Source organism: Streptomyces sp. NPDC093586 (genome assembly GCF_044764905.1).
Lineage (GTDB): Bacteria > Actinomycetota > Actinomycetes > Streptomycetales > Streptomycetaceae > Streptomyces.
On the sequence record NZ_JBIWJA010000026.1, the window covers coordinates 34,205 to 50,861 of the forward strand.

Annotated in this window: 14 protein-coding genes and 1 riboswitch; of the genes, 8 read left to right on the top strand and 6 right to left on the bottom strand. The window is 70.3% G+C overall.

From position 1 onward, the window contains the following. Positions 1–87: 87 nt before the first annotated feature. The 6 genes from ACIRFH_RS24760 to gcvT form a co-directional block, all read right to left on the bottom strand. Positions 88–1,500, bottom strand: a complete 1,413-nt coding sequence (locus tag ACIRFH_RS24760) for an MFS transporter (protein WP_403524693.1) — start codon at positions 1,498–1,500, stop codon at positions 88–90. A 254-nt stretch (positions 1,501–1,754) separates the two neighbouring features. Continuing rightward, positions 1,755–2,150 carry a hypothetical protein gene (locus tag ACIRFH_RS24765; RefSeq protein ID WP_403524696.1) on the bottom strand — a complete coding sequence of 132 codons (396 nt, stop codon included), beginning with the start codon at positions 2,148–2,150 and terminating at the stop codon, positions 1,755–1,757. Between the two features lie 305 nt (positions 2,151–2,455). Beyond that, positions 2,456–3,823, bottom strand: a complete 1,368-nt coding sequence (locus tag ACIRFH_RS24770; protein ID WP_403524699.1) for an L-serine ammonia-lyase — start codon at positions 3,821–3,823, stop codon at positions 2,456–2,458. Between the two features lie 97 nt (positions 3,824–3,920). After that, on the bottom strand, positions 3,921–5,183 hold the full coding sequence (glyA, locus tag ACIRFH_RS24775; RefSeq protein ID WP_403524702.1) for a serine hydroxymethyltransferase: 1,263 nt from the start codon (positions 5,181–5,183) through the stop codon (positions 3,921–3,923). 14 nt (positions 5,184–5,197) lie between these two features. Then, entirely contained in the window at positions 5,198–5,575 is a 378-nt protein-coding gene (gcvH, locus tag ACIRFH_RS24780) for a glycine cleavage system protein GcvH (protein ID WP_403524705.1), read from the bottom strand. Positions 5,576–5,687: 112 nt separating this feature from the next. Further along, positions 5,688–6,806, bottom strand: a complete 1,119-nt coding sequence (gene gcvT / locus ACIRFH_RS24785; protein ID WP_403524708.1) for a glycine cleavage system aminomethyltransferase GcvT — start codon at positions 6,804–6,806, stop codon at positions 5,688–5,690. Positions 6,807–6,967: 161 nt separating this feature from the next. After that, a riboswitch (glycine riboswitch) is annotated at positions 6,968–7,062 on the bottom strand. A 179-nt stretch (positions 7,063–7,241) separates the two neighbouring features. Here gcvT and ACIRFH_RS24790 point away from each other — a divergent pair. The 8 genes from ACIRFH_RS24790 to ACIRFH_RS24825 all read left to right on the top strand — a co-directional run bounded on the left by ACIRFH_RS24790 (position 7,242) and on the right by ACIRFH_RS24825 (position 16,616). Further along, on the top strand, positions 7,242–7,907 hold the full coding sequence (locus ACIRFH_RS24790; protein ID WP_403524711.1) for an AAA family ATPase: 666 nt from the start codon (positions 7,242–7,244) through the stop codon (positions 7,905–7,907). Positions 7,908–7,988: 81 nt separating this feature from the next. Beyond that, on the top strand, positions 7,989–8,792 hold the full coding sequence (locus tag ACIRFH_RS24795; RefSeq protein ID WP_403524714.1) for an enhanced serine sensitivity protein SseB: 804 nt from the start codon (positions 7,989–7,991) through the stop codon (positions 8,790–8,792). A 167-nt stretch (positions 8,793–8,959) separates the two neighbouring features. Next, on the top strand, positions 8,960–9,757 hold the full coding sequence (locus ACIRFH_RS24800) for an enhanced serine sensitivity protein SseB C-terminal domain-containing protein (RefSeq protein ID WP_403524717.1): 798 nt from the start codon (positions 8,960–8,962) through the stop codon (positions 9,755–9,757). 343 nt (positions 9,758–10,100) lie between these two features. After that, positions 10,101–11,108 carry an ABC transporter permease gene (locus ACIRFH_RS24805; RefSeq protein ID WP_403524720.1) on the top strand — a complete coding sequence of 336 codons (1,008 nt, stop codon included), beginning with the start codon at positions 10,101–10,103 and terminating at the stop codon, positions 11,106–11,108. A 71-nt stretch (positions 11,109–11,179) separates the two neighbouring features. Further along, a complete protein-coding gene (locus ACIRFH_RS24810; protein ID WP_403524723.1) occupies positions 11,180–12,982 on the top strand; it encodes an ABC transporter substrate-binding protein in 1,803 nt (600 codons plus the stop codon). A 108-nt stretch (positions 12,983–13,090) separates the two neighbouring features. After that, positions 13,091–14,089, top strand: a complete 999-nt coding sequence (locus ACIRFH_RS24815) for an ABC transporter permease (protein ID WP_403524725.1) — start codon at positions 13,091–13,093, stop codon at positions 14,087–14,089. Then, entirely contained in the window at positions 14,086–15,186 is a 1,101-nt protein-coding gene (locus ACIRFH_RS24820) for an ABC transporter ATP-binding protein (RefSeq protein ID WP_403524728.1), read from the top strand. The genes ACIRFH_RS24815 and ACIRFH_RS24820 overlap by 4 nt, the downstream gene beginning before the upstream one ends. A 47-nt stretch (positions 15,187–15,233) precedes the next feature. Further along, positions 15,234–16,616 carry an ABC transporter ATP-binding protein gene (locus ACIRFH_RS24825; protein WP_403524869.1) on the top strand — a complete coding sequence of 461 codons (1,383 nt, stop codon included), beginning with the start codon at positions 15,234–15,236 and terminating at the stop codon, positions 16,614–16,616. Positions 16,617–16,657: the final 41 nt, after the last annotated feature.

A 16,657-nucleotide genomic window follows, 5' to 3' on the forward strand; every position in this document is an offset into this window, starting at 1 on the left:
CGGGAGTTGTTGTTATGCCCGGGATCGGCACCCCGTACGCCGGGCGTGAGGGTGCTCGGCGTACGGGGCGGGTGTGCGCCGGTCGGATCAGGAGGCGGAGGACACGGCCGGGGCCGGCGTGCCGTCGGCCTCCGCGGCGGCCTCCCCCTCGTCCAGGGAGACGTCCTTGGTCTCCTTGGAGAGGAGCAGCGCGACCAGCGTCAGCACCGCCATCGAGGAGAGGTAGACGCCGACCAGCCACGGCGAGCCGTCACCGGCCTCCCACAGCGCCACCGCGATGAACGGCGCGACGGCCGCGCCGAGGATCGAACTGACGTTGTACGAGACACCCGAACCGGTGTAGCGCACGCTCGTCGGGAAGAGCTCGGGCAGCAGCGCGCCCATCGGGCCGAACGTCATGCCCATCAGGGTGAAGCCGAGCACCAGCCACAGCACCACACCGAGCGTGCCCAGGCCGATCAGCGGCACCCAGACCAGACCGAAGACCACGATCGCGGCGGTGATCCAGACCAGGGTGGTGCGCCGTCCGTACTTGTCGGCGAGCGGGCCGGAGACCAGCGTGAACACGGCGAAGAACAGCACCCCGAAGATCATCATCAGGACGAAGGTGGTGTAGCTGTACCCCAGACCGGGCACGGCGGCGTCCTCGGCGGTGCGTCCGTAACTCAGCGAGAACGTGGTCATCAGATAGAAGAGCACGTACGTCGCCAGCATGATGAAGGTGCCCAGGACCAGCTGCCTCCAGTGGCCCTGGACCACGGTGGCCAGCGGCAGCTTCCGCACCTTGCCCGTCTCCCGGGTCTTGGTGAACACCGCCGACTCCACCAGCCGCGAGCGCACCCACAGCCCGATCGCGACCATCACGGCGGAGAACAGGAACGGGATCCGCCAGCCCCAGCTGGTGAAGGCCTCGGAGGGCTGCGTGGGGTCGGCGCCGGCCGCGGACGGCAGCAGTGCGCCGATGATCAGGAACAGGCCGTTGCCGATGATGAAGCCGAGCGGGGCGCCCAGCTGGGGGAAGGTGCCGTACAGGGCGCGCTTGCCCTTGGGCGCGTTCTCGGTGGCGACCAGGGCGGCACCGCTCCACTCGCCGCCGAGCGCGAAGCCCTGCGCGAGCCGCATCAGCACGAGCAGCGCGGTGGCGACCCAGCCGACCTGTGCGTAGGTCGGCAGGACGCCGATGAGGAAGGTGGCGATGCCCATGGTGAGGAGCGAGACCACCAGCGTCTTCTTGCGGCCGAGCCGGTCGCCGAGGTGCCCGAAGAAGACGGCGCCGATCGGGCGGGCGACCATCGCGGCACCGAAGACCGCGAAGGACGACAGCAGTGCCGTGGTCGGGTCGCTGTTCGGGAAGAAGAGCGCGGGGAAGACCAGTACGGCGGCGGTCGCGTAGATGTAGAAGTCGTAGAACTCGATCGTCGTGCCGATGAGGCTGGCGATGAGGACACGGGACCGCGGATTGACGGGTGCCGCGGCTGAACCGGTGGCGGATGCGGGCATGGCTCGGTCTTTCACGCGTGGAACATGTGTGTGCGCTGCAACGATCTCAGGTGTCTTACCTGACGGAAAGTCGATGCCACGATGTGAGACGCGGAAGGTCTCCGAGGGAGCAGGCGGCCTGCCGGGGCCGGGGGACGCCGCCCGAGGGCCGAGCCGGAGCCCGATGCCCGGATCGGCCGTCTCGCCCGCTCCGAGGTGGAGCGCTCCCGTAGGTACCGGTCGAGCCGGGAAGGCCGAAGGGGCCCGAGGCGGTGCTACAGGCCGGCGTGCCGCAGCAGAAGCGCCAGGTCGGCGTCCTTCACGCGGGTGACCCCTTGCGGGTGCCTGTTGGTCAGCATGTGCAACGGGACGGGGTCGCGGTTCAGGCGACGTGTCGCCGCCGGGCTGAGCGTCGCCCGGACGCGCCACGGCTGACGGGGATTCCCGGCCGCTTCGAACGGCTCGTCCTCGATCTCGGCCACCGCGGCGACCTCCCGCACCGGACTGGCGAAATAGATCCACAGGCGGTCGCCCGCGGCCATCCGCCGCCACCTGGACAGGCACCACTCCCGGTGGGGCTCGGTCTCGGCGAGTTCCAGCATGTGGCTCTTGGCGGATGATCCGCCGTCCGGGGCGGTGTCCCCAGGCTTGACGATGAACAGCCAGTCCACGCGTGAACCTCCGCTCGTACCGTGCTTCCCCGCGCCGTGTCCAGCGCGATCTCCTTCGTGCTGCCCCGTCCGGGAGCCGCCACACCGGGCCTCGCGCACCGTCCGTCGCCGCTTCCCGTGCCGCCGCCCGGCCACGAGGCCGGGGCGGGGCTGGACGAGGAGGCGCCGGCGGGCGGGAGAACGCCCGGCGGCCGGGAGGGGAGGTCTCCGGCTCCTCGCACAGCGTTACGGCACGGGCGACGGTGAGTCGAGGAAGCCCCTGACGGCACCGGCGGACACGAGAGCGCCGGTCAGGGCCCGCGGCCTCAGCACTCGATGATGTTGACCGCCAGTCCGCCCCGCGCCGTCTCCTTGTACTTCACCGACATGTCGGCGCCGGTCTCCTTCATGGTCTTGATGACCTTGTCGAGGGACACCTTGTGCGAGCCGTCGCCGCGCATCGCCATCCGGGCGGCCGTGACCGCCTTCACCGCGGCCATGCCGTTGCGCTCGATGCACGGGATCTGGACGAGGCCGCCGACGGGGTCGCAGGTCAGGCCCAGGTTGTGTTCCATGCCGATCTCGGCGGCGTTCTCGACCTGCTCGGGGCTGCCGCCCAGCACCTCGGCGAGCGCGCCCGCGGCCATCGAGCAGGCGGAGCCGACCTCGCCCTGGCAGCCGACCTCGGCGCCGGAGATGGAGGCGTTCTCCTTGAAGAGCATGCCGATCGCGCCGGCGGCGAGGAGGAAGCGGACCACGCCCTCCTCGTCGGCGCCGGGGACGAAGTTCATGTAGTAGTGCAGGACCGCCGGGATGATGCCGGCCGCGCCGTTCGTCGGCGCCGTGACGACCCGGCCGCCGGCCGCGTTCTCCTCGTTCACGGCCATCGCGTAGAGCGTGATCCACTCCATGGCGAGCGCCTGCGGATCGCCCTCGGAACGCAGCTTGCGCGCGGTGTTCGCGGCGCGGCGGCGGACCTTCAGGCCGCCCGGCAGGATGCCCTCCCGGGACATGCCGCGGTCCACGCACGCCCGCATCACGCGCCAGATCTCCAGCAGGCCCGCGCGGATCTCCTCCTCGGTGCGCCAGGCCCGCTCGTTCTCCAGCATCAGCGCGGAGATCGACAGGCCCGTCTCCCGGGTCAGGCGCAGCAGCTCGTCGCCGGTGCGGAAGGGGTACTTCAGCACCGTGTCGTCGAGCACGATGCGGTCCGCTCCGACCGCGTCCTCGTCCACGACGAAGCCGCCGCCGACCGAGTAGTACGTCTTGGTCAGCACTTCGGTGCCGTCCGCGTCGTACGCCCACAGCGTCATGCCGTTGGCGTGGTACGGGAGGGCCTTGCGGCGGTGCAGGACCAGATCGTCGTCGTAGGAGAACGCGATCTCGTGCTCGCCGAGGAGACGGATGCGGCCCGAGTCCTTGATCGTCTCGACGCGTTCGTCGGCCGTCTCCACGTCCACCGTGCGCGGCGAGGCGCCCTCCAGGCCGAGCAGCACCGCCTTGGGCGTGCCGTGGCCGTGGCCGGTGGCGCCGAGCGAGCCGTACAGCTCGGCGCGGACCGCGGCGACGGAGTCCAGCAGCTCCTCGTTGCGCAGACGGCGGGCGAACATGCGGGCCGCGCGCATCGGGCCGACCGTGTGCGAGCTCGACGGGCCGATGCCGATCGAGAACAGGTCGAAGACCGAGATGGCCACGGGGACTCCTCAGAACGGGGGTGGTGCAGAGGGTGCTGCGAAAAGGCGGGGTGCCGGCCCGCTCGTGACGGGCACGGCACCCCCGGACGTACGGTGTCTACTTGTTCAGACCCGGGTACAGCGGGTGCTTGTCGGCCAGGGCCTTCACCCGGGCCGACAGCGCCTCGGCGTCGTAGGACGGCTTCAGCGCCTCGGCGATCACGTCCGCGACCTCGGCGAAGTCCTCGGCCGTGAAGCCGCGGGTCGCCAGGGCCGGCGTACCGATGCGCAGACCGGAGGTCACCATCGGCGGGCGCGGGTCGTTCGGGACGGCGTTGCGGTTGACCGTGATGCCGACCTCGTGCAGGCGGTCCTCGGCCTGCCGGCCGTCCAGCTCGGAGTCGCGCAGGTCGACCAGGACCAGGTGGACGTCCGTGCCGCCGGTCAGGACGGAGACGCCCGCCGCCTTCGCGTCGTCCTTCACCAGGCGCTCGGCCAGGATCCGGGCGCCTTCCAGCGTACGACGCTGGCGCTCCTTGAAGTCCTCGCTCGCCGCGACCTTGAAGGCGACGGCCTTGGCGGCCACCACGTGCTCCAGCGGACCGCCCTGCTGACCGGGGAAGACGGCGGAGTTGATCTTCTTGGCCAGCTCGGCCGTGGAGAGGATCACACCGCCGCGCGGGCCGCCCAGCGTCTTGTGCGTGGTGGTCGTCACCACGTGCGCGTGCGGGACCGGGTTCGGGTGCAGGCCCGCCGCGACCAGACCGGCGAAGTGCGCCATGTCGACCATCAGGTACGCGCCGACTTCGTCCGCGATCCGGCGGAACGCGGCGAAGTCGAGCTGCCGCGGGTAGGCCGACCAGCCGGCCACGATCAGCTTCGGCTTGTTCTCCTTGGCGAGGCGCTCCACCTCGGCCATGTCGACCTGGCCGTCGTCGCCGACGTGGTAGGCGACGACGTTGTAGAGCTTGCCGGAGAAGTTGATCTTCATGCCGTGGGTCAGGTGCCCGCCGTGGGCGAGGTTCAGACCCATGATCGTGTCGCCCGGCTTGAGCAGCGCGAACATCGCCGCCGCGTTGGCCTGGGCGCCGGAGTGCGGCTGCACGTTGGCGTGCTCGGCGCCGAAGAGCGCCTTGACGCGGTCGATGGCGATCTGCTCGATCACGTCGACGTGCTCGCAGCCGCCGTAGTAGCGGCGGCCGGGGTAGCCCTCGGCGTACTTGTTGGTGAGGACCGAGCCCTGCGCCTCCATGACCGCGACCGGCGCGAAGTTCTCGGAGGCGATCATCTCGAGGGTGGACTGCTGGCGGTGCAGCTCGGCGTCGACGGCGGCGGCGACGTCGGGGTCGAGCTCGTGCAGGGGGGTGTTCAGAAGCGACATGGGTCCGTGACTCCTCAGGCGCCGGCGAATTCGGTGTACTCGTCGGCGGAGAGCAGGTCGCCCGGCTCCTCGCTGACGCGCACCTTGAACAGCCAGCCGCCCTCGAAGGGCGCCGAGTTCACCAGCGACGGGTCGCTGACGACGTCCTCGTTGACCTCGGTGACCTCGCCGGAGACGGGGGAGTACAGGTCGGAGACCGACTTGGTCGACTCCAGTTCGCCGCAGGTCTCGCCCGCGGACACGGTGTCGCCGACCTCGGGGAGCTGGACGAAGACGACGTCACCGAGCGCGTTGGCCGCGTGCTCCGTGATGCCGACCGTCGAGACGCCGTCCTCGGCGTCCGACAGCCACTCGTGCTCCTTGCTGTAGCGCAGCTGCTGGGGGTTGCTCATGGCCTGAATTCTCCTGTACGCGGGGGAGTGCTGATGACGGGGGGACGGCTGAGACCGCCGGTGAGCGATGTGGGCCGGGCGGAGGCGACGAAGGGCCCCGCCCGCCCGGCGTCTACTTCTGGCGCTTGTAGAAAGGCAGCGCCACGACCTCGTACGGCTCGTGGGTGCCCCGGATGTCCACGCCGACCCCGGCGGTGCCGGGAGCCGCGTGCGCGGCGTCGACGTACGCCATGGCGATCGGCTTGCCCAGCGTGGGGGAGGGGGCGCCGGAGGTGACCTCGCCGACCACCTCGCCGCCGGCGACGACCGCGTACCCGGCGCGCGGGATCCGGCGGCCCTCGGCGACCAGGCCGACCAGGACGCGGGGCGGGTTCTCCTCGGCCCGGGCGGCGGCCCGCTCGAGCGCCGCGCGGCCCACGAAGTCGCCCTCCTTCTCGAACTTCACCACCCGGCCGAGCCCGGCGTCGAAGGGCGTCAGCTCCGTCGTCAGCTCGTGCCCGTACAGCGGCATGCCCGCCTCCAGACGGAGCGTGTCCCGGCAGGACAGGCCGCACGGGACCAGCCCGGCGCCCTCGCCCGCCTTGGTCAGCGCCTGCCACAGCTCCACGGCGTGCTCGGGCTTCACGAACAGCTCGAAACCGTCCTCGCCGGTGTAGCCGGTGCGCGCGATGAGCGCCGGGACGCCGGCGACCGTGCCGGGCAGGCCCGCGTAGTACTTCAGGCCGTCCAGGTCGGCGTCGGTGAGCGAGGCGAGGATGCCCGGGGACTCCGGTCCCTGTACGGCCAGCAGCGCGTAGGCGTCGCGGTCGTCGCGCACCTCGGCGTCGAAGCCGGCGGCCCGCCCGGTGAGCGCGTCCAGCACCACCTGGGCGTTGGAGGCGTTGGCGACCACCATGTACTCCGTGTCGCCCAGCCGGTAGACGATCAGGTCGTCCAGGATGCCGCCGTCCTCGCGGCAGATCATCGTGTAGCGGGCGCGGCCCGGCTTCACGCCGGAGATGTTGCCGACCAGGGCGTGGTCCAGCAGGGCCGCGGCCTGCGGGCCGGTCACGGTGATCTCGCCCATGTGGGAGAGGTCGAAGAGCCCGGCCCGGGTACGCACCGCGACGTGCTCGTCACGCTCGGAGCCGTAACGCAGGGGCATGTCCCAGCCGGCGAAGTCGGTCATCGTCGCGCCCAGCGCGCGATGCGTGGCGTCCAGCGCGGTACGGCGGAGTTCGGTACTGCTCATCGGTCGGTCGTCTCCCAGGGCATGACGGCACGGGCGAGGGGGAATCCTCCCCATCTGTCATCGGAACCTGAGAGGTTCGCCATGACCGCCGGAGCGCGGTGGTCAGGACTTGCACCTTGGGTGGGGCAGCCGTCGAACGGCGGCCCGCTTTTCAGATGTGCCTCGCCCGCGCGGTGACGGGGCCTGAGAGATTCAAGGGAGGGACTTGCTCCTTCGGCGCCCCGGTCAAGGCCGGGGACTCTCCCGCGCGGATTCAAACGGCCGGTATGCAGTTGGCGCCGCCATCATCGCACGCCGGGCCTGTTCGCGGCAGACGGTGATCTGTAACCGGCTTGTGGCGGTAAGCGCACGAAAACGCGAGACCGTCGTATTGCCTTCTCTTTACACTCGACGGGGACGGGAACTCGTGAACCGCCCCAGGGGAGGACGATCACGGTGAACAGGACCACGGCTTACGCAACGACCTCGGGCATCGCACTGCCGAAGCGGCCCGCCCCGGCCGGGGAGGCGTGTGCCGGACTGCCCGCACCCGTCGTCCGCGACCTGCGCGACCGCGACGGCCGCAGCCCGCACGCCCTGCTCTTCGGGCCCCGCGACGTGGTGGTGATCACCGGCCTGCCCGGCAGCGGCAAGTCCACCCTGATGCGGCGCACCGTGCGCGGCCTGCGCGTCGACTCCCAGGACACCCGCGACCGCTGGGACCGCCGCATGCCGCGCCTCCTCCCGTACGCCCTCTACCGGCCCCTCGTCCGCCTCGCCCACTACGCCGGACTGCGCCGCGCCCTGCGCTCCGGCGAGGGCCTCGTCGTGCACGACTGCGGCACGCAGGCCTGGGTGCGCGGCTGGCTGGCCCGCGGGGCCCGCCGTCGCGGCGGCGCCCTGCACCTGCTGCTCCTCGACGTCGGCGCCGACGACGCCCTGGCGGGCCAGCGAGAGCGCGGCCGGGGCGTCTCGCGGTACGCCTTCCTGCGGCACCGCGCGGCGACCGGGCGCCTGCTGGCCTCCGTCTCCGAGGGCACCCTGCCCGCCGGCTGCGCCTCGGCGGTCCTCCTCGACCGGGCGGCGGCGGACACGCTGCGCCGGATCGCCTTCACCGGCTGAGGTGACGGTCCGTGGGCCGGTGGGGCCGAACGGGTTAGCCTTTTCAGCCACAGCAGCGGTACCCAGGCAGGCGGTAGGCAGATGGACTTCCCAGCGGACTTCCCGGCGGACCTCTCACCGGGGTTCCCGACGCAGGCGCATCCCCACCCGCACGGTGGATGGCCCGGCAACGAGCTGGAGGAGGTGCTGTCCGCCTCCCTCGGCGTGCCGGGCGCCGGCGGCCGGATCGTCGAGGTGCTCGGCCGCAGCTTCGTCTGGGTCCCGCTCCCCAACGGCGGCGGCCCGGGCACCGGCCCCCTCGACCTGCCCACGGTGGAGATGGAAGGCCAGGCGTACGTGCCGGTGTTCAGCTCCGAGGAGCAGCTCCGCCGGGTCGCCGGCCCCCACATGGGGTACACCATCGCCCCCGCCGTCGAGTTCGCCCGCGGCCTTCCCCCGCAGGTCGGCATCGCCGTGAACCCCGACGGTGTGGTCGGCGTCCCGCTGCCGCCGGCCGCCGTGGCCGAGCTGTGCCGGGCCGGACGCACCCCGCTGGACGGGTCCGCGTCCGGCGGCCGGGTCCGCCTGTTCGAACCCGACTGGCAGGACGACCCGGTCGACTTCCTGGCCGCGGCCCGTGCCGAGTTCGCCGCCGTCGGCGTCGTCCGCACCGCCCGCCGCTGCCTGGCCGCCGTCGAGACCGCCGACCCGGTGATGTTCGTCGGCGTGGAACTGTCCCACTGGGAGGGCGACGCCCGCGCGCTCCCCCTGGACGCCCTCGGCCGCGCCCTCGGCGCGGTCCCGGTCGAATGGCCGGTCAACCTGGTCCTCCTGGAAGCGGCCCAGGACCCGGTCTGCGACTGGATGAGGGATCACGTCCGGCCGTTCTACACGAAGGACGTGTGAGCGAGGCCGGCAAGGGGCGCGGGCCCGTGACGGCACGCGGCCGAGCCGCGTGGGCGCGACACGCCACGGCGCCCCCGCATCCGTCGGCGGACACCGGGGCCGCCGCTCGGGGCGGAGCCCTAAGCTGGTTCCTCAACAGGGGACGATTCTCGAAGGGTCGGTAAAAGGTGAGCGCGAGCGGTACCGCCGCGGCCGGGCAGGTCGAGCACATGCTGCGCCAGGTGACGCCCGGGCGCTACGACGCCTACGAGGCCCTGCTGCGCGCGCTCGCCACCCCCGCCACCGGCCAGGTCTGGATGCTGCTGTGGCACGGCCAGGCCGGCTCCCCGGACGCCCAGTACGGGAGCATGGAGGTCGACGGCTACGGCTACGCGCCCTGCGTCACCTCCGCCCAGGAGCTCTCCGCCAGCGGCTGGAGCCGGTCGTACGAGGTGGTCGACGGCCTGGAAGTGGCCCGGGCCCTCTACCCGGACCACTACGGTCTCTGGCTCAATCCGCACGCCCCCGGCGGCGGCGTCGGCATCCCCTGGCTCGACCTGCGCCGCATCGCCTCCGGCCTGGACCGCCAGCCCGCCGGACCGCTGCGCCTGTCCGAACCGGCCATCGAGATCCCGCAGTTCTACGCCCTGCTCGCGCAGAACGCCCACCGCACCCCGGTGGTCCGCGCGCTGCGCCGCGCCTGGGTGCAGCCGTCGCTGGGCGCGCCCTATCTCGCCATCGGCCTGGACGTGTACGACACGTCGCCGCCGGCCGTGGACGCGGTGCGCGCGATGATGCAGCAGTCCGTCGGCGCGGTGCCGGAGGGGCTGCCGGTGTCGACGGTGGCGATGACCGACGCGCACGATCCGGTCGCCCTGTGGATGCGTGCCCATGCCCGCCCCTTCTACGACCGCGAGGCCCACGCGGCCCCCGCCCAGGCGCCCGCCGCCGGGTACGGCTACCCGCCGGCCCGCGGGGGTTACTGACGAACCGGCGGACTTCCGTCGGATGTGCCGACGGTGTTCTCCCGCCTCCACCGGGCGAACACATTTCTTCGCGCGTAGAGGAGGGGGTAAGAGGTGCTCCGTCCGTGATGTCCAACTCGCCCGCGTCCGGCCCCCGTTACCCGGCGTCCGGATAACGGAACACCTCGAACAGCATCACGGTTGCGCATCCTTTCCCCGTCAAGTCTGGCTACGGGTCGCCAAAGCGTTGAAGACTCCCCGCAACAAGGGGCGGAATGTTCACCCCTGTGTACGACGGACTGATCACGCCGCTACAGCGGCAAGTGCGGGCCGGCTACCGCCGGTTGAGAGGGGTCCCTGCCAGATGACGGCACCATTGCACGAGCCGACCGCGGAAGCGGCCCCGAGTGCGGCCGAGGAAGCGGCGGTTGCCGGCGCCGAGACCAAGGCGGTGCAGGGGCGTTCCCTGGGCCGGATCGCCTGGGAGCGCCTGAAACGGGACAAGCTCGCCCTGACGGGCGGCGTCGTGGTGCTCGTCCTCATCCTGATCGCGGTGCTCGCGCCCCTGATCACCTCCCTCTACGGGCAGGAGCCCGACGCCTACAACGAAGGCATGATCGACCCGCTGTTCGGCACCCCCAAGGGGTCGCTGGGCGGCATGAGCGGCGACCACTGGCTGGGGGTCGAGCCGGTGAACGGCCGCGACATCTTCGCCCGCGTCGTCCACGGCGCCCGCATCTCGCTGCTCGTCGGCTTCCTGTCCGCGCTGGTCGCCGTCGTCATCGGCACCGTCCTGGGCGTCCTGGCGGGCTTCTTCGGCGGCTGGGTCGACTCCCTCATCAGCCGGGTCATGGACGGCCTGCTGGCCTTCCCCCAGCTGCTCTTCATCATCGCGCTGGTCTCCGTGATGCCCGACAACATGCTGGGACTGGGCGGCACGGGCGTGCGGCTGCTGATGATGATCCTGGTCATCGGCTTCTTCGGCTGGCCCTACATCGGTCGCGTGGTCCGCGGCCAGACGCTCTCGATGCGTGAACGGGAGTACGTCGAGGCGGCCCGGTCCCTGGGAGCCGGACGGTTCTACATCCTGTTCAAGGAACTGCTGCCCAACCTGGTGGCGCCGATCATCGTCTACACGACGATGATGATCCCCACCAACATCCTCACCGAGGCGGCGCTCAGCTTCCTGGGCGTGGGCGTCAAGCCGCCCACCTCCTCCTGGGGACAGATGCTGTCGAACGCGATCGACTACTACAAGTCGGATCCCATGTACATGGTGATCCCGGGTGTGGCGATCTTCATCACCGTTCTTGCCTTCAATCTCTTCGGTGACGGCGTACGCGACGCGCTGGACCCGAAGGGCTCCCGCTGACCCTGCCGTACCGCAAAGCGACCCGTGGCACCTGCACGGGGTATCTCATCTAATCCGGAGGATCCGAGATCGTGACTACCCAACGCACCTCAGGGCGGCGCAAGCAGGCTTTGGCCGCTGCCGCAGTGGTCGCCGCGCTGCTGACCACGGCGGCGTGCGGCGGCGGCGGTGATGACGGCGGCAGCGGCAGCGGTTCGAAGAACGGCGCGGCCGGCTTCGACGCCGCGAACAACAAGGTCGCCCAGGCCTCCGAGGCCAAGAAGGGCGGGACCCTGAAGTTCGCCAGCGCGCAGGACGCCGACTCGTGGGACACCACCCGCGGTTACTACGGCTTCATGTGGAACTTCTCCCGCTACTACAGCCGCCAGCTCGTCACGAACAAGACCGAGCCGGGCAAGGCCGGTGCCGGTGTCACCCCCGACCTCGCCGCGGGGCTCGCCAAGGTCTCGCCCGACGGCAAGACCTACACGTACACCCTGCGTGACGGCATCACGTGGGAGGACGGCAAGCCGATCACCTCCAAGGACGTCAAGTACGGCATCGAGCGCGTCTGGGCGCAGGACGTGCTGTCCGGCGGTCCGACGTACCTCAAGGAGGTGCTCGACCCCAAGGGCGAGTACAAGGGCCCGTACAAGGACACGGACAAGGACAAGCTCGGCCTGAAGGCGATCGAGACGCCGGACGACAAGACCATCGTCTTCCACCTGCCGCAGGCCAACTCCGACTTCGAGGAGATGCTCGCGCTGACCTCGGCGTCCCCCGTCCGCCAGGACAAGGACACCAAGGCCAAGTACGCGCTGCACCCGTTCTCCTCGGGCCCGTACAAGTTCGAGTCCTACAACCCGGGCAAGGACCTCACCCTGGTCCGCAACACCGAGTGGAAGCAGGAGTCGGACCCGGTCCGCAAGGCGTACCCGGACAAGATCACGATCAAGTTCTTCTCCAACGCCAACGAGATGGACGCCCGTCTGCTCTCCGGTGACTACGACCTGGACCTGGGGCAGACCGGCCTGTCGCCGCAGGGCCGCACCACCGCCCTGAAGGAGCACAAGGGGAACCTGGACAACCCGGTCTCCGGTTACATCCGGTACGCGGTCTTCCCGCAGACCGTCAAGCCCTTCGACAACATCCACTGCCGCAAGGCCGTGATCTACGGGGCCGACCACGTCTCGCTGCAGACGGCGCGCGGCGGCCCGGTCGCCGGTGGCGACATCGGCACCAACATGCTGCCGCCGGCCGTCCCGGGCGCCGAGGGCCAGAAGTACGACCCGTACGAGATGGCCGGTGCCAACAAGAACGGCAACATCGAGAAGGCCAAGGAAGAACTGAAGGCCTGCGGCAAGCCCGACGGCTTCAAGACCACCATCGCCGTCCGCAACAACAAGCCGGTCGAGGTGGCCACCGCGGAGTCCCTCCAGGCGTCGCTGAAGAAGATCAACATCGACGTCGAGATCTCCCAGTACGACGGTTCGCAGACCTCCAGCGTCATCGGCAGCCCCTCGAACGTGCAGAAGAAGGGCTTCGGCATCATCATCATGGGCTGGGGCCCGGACTTCCCGTCCGTGCAGGGCTACGGTCTGCCGCTGTGGCACAGCAAGTACATCCTCGACAGCGCGAACAACAACTTCGCGATGATCAACGACAAGACGATCGACGGCCTGTTCGCCCAGTACCTCGTCCAGAAGGACGACGCCGGCAAGACCAAGGTCGCCTCGGAGATCAACCACAAGGTCATGGAGGGCGGTTACTACCTGCCCTTCGTCTTCGAGAAGTTCATCAACTGGCGCTCCAACCGACTGGCGAACGTGTACACGACCGACGCGTACAGCGGTATGTACGACTTCGTCAACCTCGGTCTGAAGTCCACGAAGTAACCGGTACACCCGCCGTACGGCACGAAAGGCAGGTGAAGGCCGGCGCGGCGTGATGGCGGGCCGCCGGAAGACCTCCGGCGGCCCGCGGTCCGCAGCGGGCCGTAAGCTGTGCTCGCTTACCTCATCAGGCGGCTGTTCGCCGCCGCAGTGATGCTGGTGATCATCATCCTGGTGGTCTTCAGCATCTTCTTCCTCGTCCCCAAGTGGGCGGGTGTCGACATCGCCCTGAACTTCGTCGGCAAGCAGGCGGACCCCGCCGCCGTCGAGGGTGTGCGGCAGAAGCTGGGTCTGGGCGACCCGGTCTTCGTCCAGGCCTGGGAGTTCTTCAAGGGCATCTTCGTGGGCCGGACCTACTCGGGCGGCGGCGACGTCACCCAGTGCTCCGCGCCGTGCTTCGGCTACTCCTTCCGTACCGAGCAGGCCGTCTGGCCGGTGCTGACCGAGCGTTTCCCGGTGACCCTGGCTCTCGCGCTCGGTGCGGCCGTCCTGTGGCTGATCTTCGGTCTCGCCGCCGGCGTGCTCTCCGCGCTCAAGCGGGGCTCCCTGTGGGACCGCGGCGCGATGATCGTGGCGCTGTCGGGTGTCTCCCTCCCCATCTACTTCACCGGTCTGCTCAGCCTGGCGATCTTCTCCCACGGCCTGGGCTGGATCAACGCCGAGTTCGTGCCCCTGGAGGACAGCCTCACCGGCTGGCTCGGCGGCATGATCCTCCCCTGGATCACGCTGGCCTTCCTCTACGCCGCGATGTACGCCCGGATCACCCGGGCGACCATGATGGAGATCCTCGGCGAGGACTACATCCGCACCGCGCGCGCCAAGGGGCTCAAGGAGCAGGTCGTCATCCGCAAGCACGCCATGCGGTCGACCCTGACCCCGCTGCTGACCATGCTCGGCATGGACCTCGGCGCCCTCATGGGCGGCGCGATCCTGACCGAGACCACGTTCAGCCTCCCCGGCCTCGGCCAGAAGGTGCTGGACGCCATCAGGAACCAGGACCTGCCCTTTATCCTGGGCGTCGTCCTGATCACTTCTCTCGCGGTGCTGATCGCCAACCTCGTGGTGGACGTCCTGTACGCCGTGATCGACCCCCGGGTGAGGCTCACATGACCGAACTCAGCAAGAGCGGAGCCGCCGTGGGAGAGCCCACGCGCTCGCCCTCGGACGTGCCCGACGCGTTCCTCGCGGTCCGCGACCTCAAGGTGCACTTCCCGACCGACGACGGCCTGGTCAAGTCCGTCGACGGGCTCAGCTTCGAGCTGGAGAAGGGCAAGACCCTCGGCATCGTGGGCGAGTCCGGCTCCGGCAAGTCGGTGACCTCGCTCGGCATCATGGGGCTGCACACCGCCGGCCAGTACGGCAAGCGCAAGGCGCAGATATCGGGCGAGATCTGGCTGGACGGCACCGAGCTGCTGTCCGCCGACCCGGACCACGTGCGCAAGCTGCGCGGGCGGCAGATGGCGATGATCTTCCAGGACCCGCTGTCGGCGCTGCACCCGTACTACACGATCGGCCAGCAGATCGTGGAGGCGTACCGCATCCACCACGACGTGGACAAGAAGACCGCCAAGCGCCGTGCCGTGGAGATGCTCGACCGGGTCGGCATCCCGCAGCCGGACAAGCGGGTGGACAACTACCCGCACGAGTTCTCCGGCGGTATGCGCCAGCGCGCGATGATCGCGATGTCGCTGGTCAACAACCCCGAACTGCTCATCGCGGACGAGCCGACCACGGCCCTGGACGTGACCGTGCAGGCGCAGATCCTCGACCTGATCCGGGATCTGCAGAAGGAGTTCGGCTCCGCGGTCATCATCATCACCCACGACCTGGGCGTCGTCGCCGAGCTCGCCGACGACCTCCTGGTGATGTACGGCGGCCGCTGCGTCGAGCGCGGCCCGGCGGAGAAGGTGTTCTACGAGCCCCGGCATCCCTACACCTGGGGCCTGCTCGGCTCGATGCCGCGGCTCGACCGCGACCAGCAGGAACGCCTCATCCCGGTCAAGGGCTCCCCGCCCTCCCTCATCAACCTGCCGTCCGGCTGCGCCTTCAACCCGCGCTGCCCGTACGCCGACGTCCCCAAGGACGACATCACCCGCACGGTCCGCCCCGAGCTGACCGAGGTCGGCAGCAAGCACTGGGCCGCCTGCCACATGTCGCAGGAGCAGCGGGAGCGTATCTGGACCGAAGAGATTGCGCCGAAGCTGTGAGCGACAAGAGCGCGAAGGCCAAGGACGAAAAAGCCAAGGACGAAGCAGTGGCCATCCCGGCACAGAGCAGCGGTGCCGCCACCCTCACCCAGGACGCCGCCCCCGGCGAGACCCTGCTGAAGGTGACCGGGCTGCAGAAGCACTTCCCGATCAAGAAGGGCCTGCTGCAGCGCCAGGTCGGCGCGGTGCGCGCCGTCGACGGTCTCGACTTCGAGGTCCGGTCCGGTGAGACCCTCGGTGTCGTGGGCGAGTCGGGCTGCGGCAAGTCGACCATGGGCCGGCTGATCACCCGGCTGCTGGAACCGACGGCCGGCCGGATCGAGTTCGAGGGCAAGGACATCACCCACCTCGGGGTCGGCGGGATGCGTCCGCTGCGCCGCGACGTGCAGATGATCTTCCAGGACCCGTACTCGTCGCTGAACCCGCGCCACACCATCGGCACGATCGTCAGCGCCCCCTTCAAGCTCCAGGGCGTCGAGCCCGAGGGCGGGGTCAAGAAGGAGGTGCAGCGGCTGCTGTCGGTGGTCGGTCTCAACCCCGAGCACTACAACCGCTATCCGCACGAGTTCTCCGGCGGCCAGCGCCAGCGCATCGGCATCGCCCGCGCGCTCGCGCTGAACCCCAAGCTGGTCGTGGCCGACGAGCCGGTCTCCGCGCTCGACGTGTCGATCCAGGCCCAGGTCGTCAACCTGCTCGACGACCTCCAGCAGGAACTGGGCCTGACGTACGTGATCATCGCGCACGACCTGTCCGTCGTCCGGCACGTCTCGGACCGGATCGCGGTGATGTACCTCGGCAAGATCGTGGAGCTGGCCGACCGCGACCTGCTCTACAAGACGCCGATGCACCCGTACACCAAGGCGCTGATGTCGGCGGTGCCGATCCCGGACCCGGCGCGCAAGTCGACCAAGAGCGAGCGCATCCTGCTCAAGGGCGACGTGCCCTCGCCGATCTCCCCGCCGAGCGGGTGCCGCTTCCACACGCGGTGCTGGAAGGCGACGGAGATCTGCAGGACGACCGAGCCGCCGCTGAAGGAGCTGCGGCCCGGCCAGCGGGTGGCCTGCCACCACCCGGAGAACTTCGCGGACCAGGCCCCGCAGGACGTCGTCCTGCTGTCCGACGCCAAGGAGGCGGCGGAGCTGGTGTCCGAGGAGGCGCTGGCCGAGTCGGCGGAGACCTCGGCGGCGTTGACCGCGCAGGCCGAGGCCGAGGCCGCGGACGCGGAGGGTGCGGCGGACGGCGACGAGCCCGGTGCCGAGGGCGCGGAAGGCACCCCGGACAGCGGTGCGGACGTCGCGGACGGCGACGAGCCCGCGGCCGAGGGCGGCGACAAGCCTGCGGCCGGTGGCACCGACGAGCCCACCGCGAAGGGCGCCGACGAGTCCGCCGCGAAGGGCGCCGGCAAGGAGTCTCCCGCCAAGGAGAAGTGACCTCGCCCCCACCGGTGAGCCCCCGCCTTCCTCTGTAAGGC

Bases quoted from the DNA above. Each gene is read 5' to 3' on its own strand.
- gcvH (WP_403524705.1), bottom strand. From the start codon at position 5,575: ATGAGCAACCCCCAGCAGCTGCGCTACAGCAAGGAGCACGAGTGGCTG.
- ACIRFH_RS24795 (WP_403524714.1), top strand. From the start codon at position 7,989: ATGGACTTCCCAGCGGACTTCCCGGCGGACCTCTCACCGGGGTTCCCG.
- ACIRFH_RS24760 (WP_403524693.1), bottom strand. From the start codon at position 1,500: ATGCCCGCATCCGCCACCGGTTCAGCCGCGGCACCCGTCAATCCGCGG.
- glyA (WP_403524702.1), bottom strand. From the start codon at position 5,183: ATGTCGCTTCTGAACACCCCCCTGCACGAGCTCGACCCCGACGTCGCC.
- gcvT (WP_403524708.1), bottom strand. From the start codon at position 6,806: ATGAGCAGTACCGAACTCCGCCGTACCGCGCTGGACGCCACGCATCGC.
- ACIRFH_RS24805 (WP_403524720.1), top strand. From the start codon at position 10,101: ATGACGGCACCATTGCACGAGCCGACCGCGGAAGCGGCCCCGAGTGCG.
- ACIRFH_RS24820 (WP_403524728.1), top strand. From the start codon at position 14,086: ATGACCGAACTCAGCAAGAGCGGAGCCGCCGTGGGAGAGCCCACGCGC.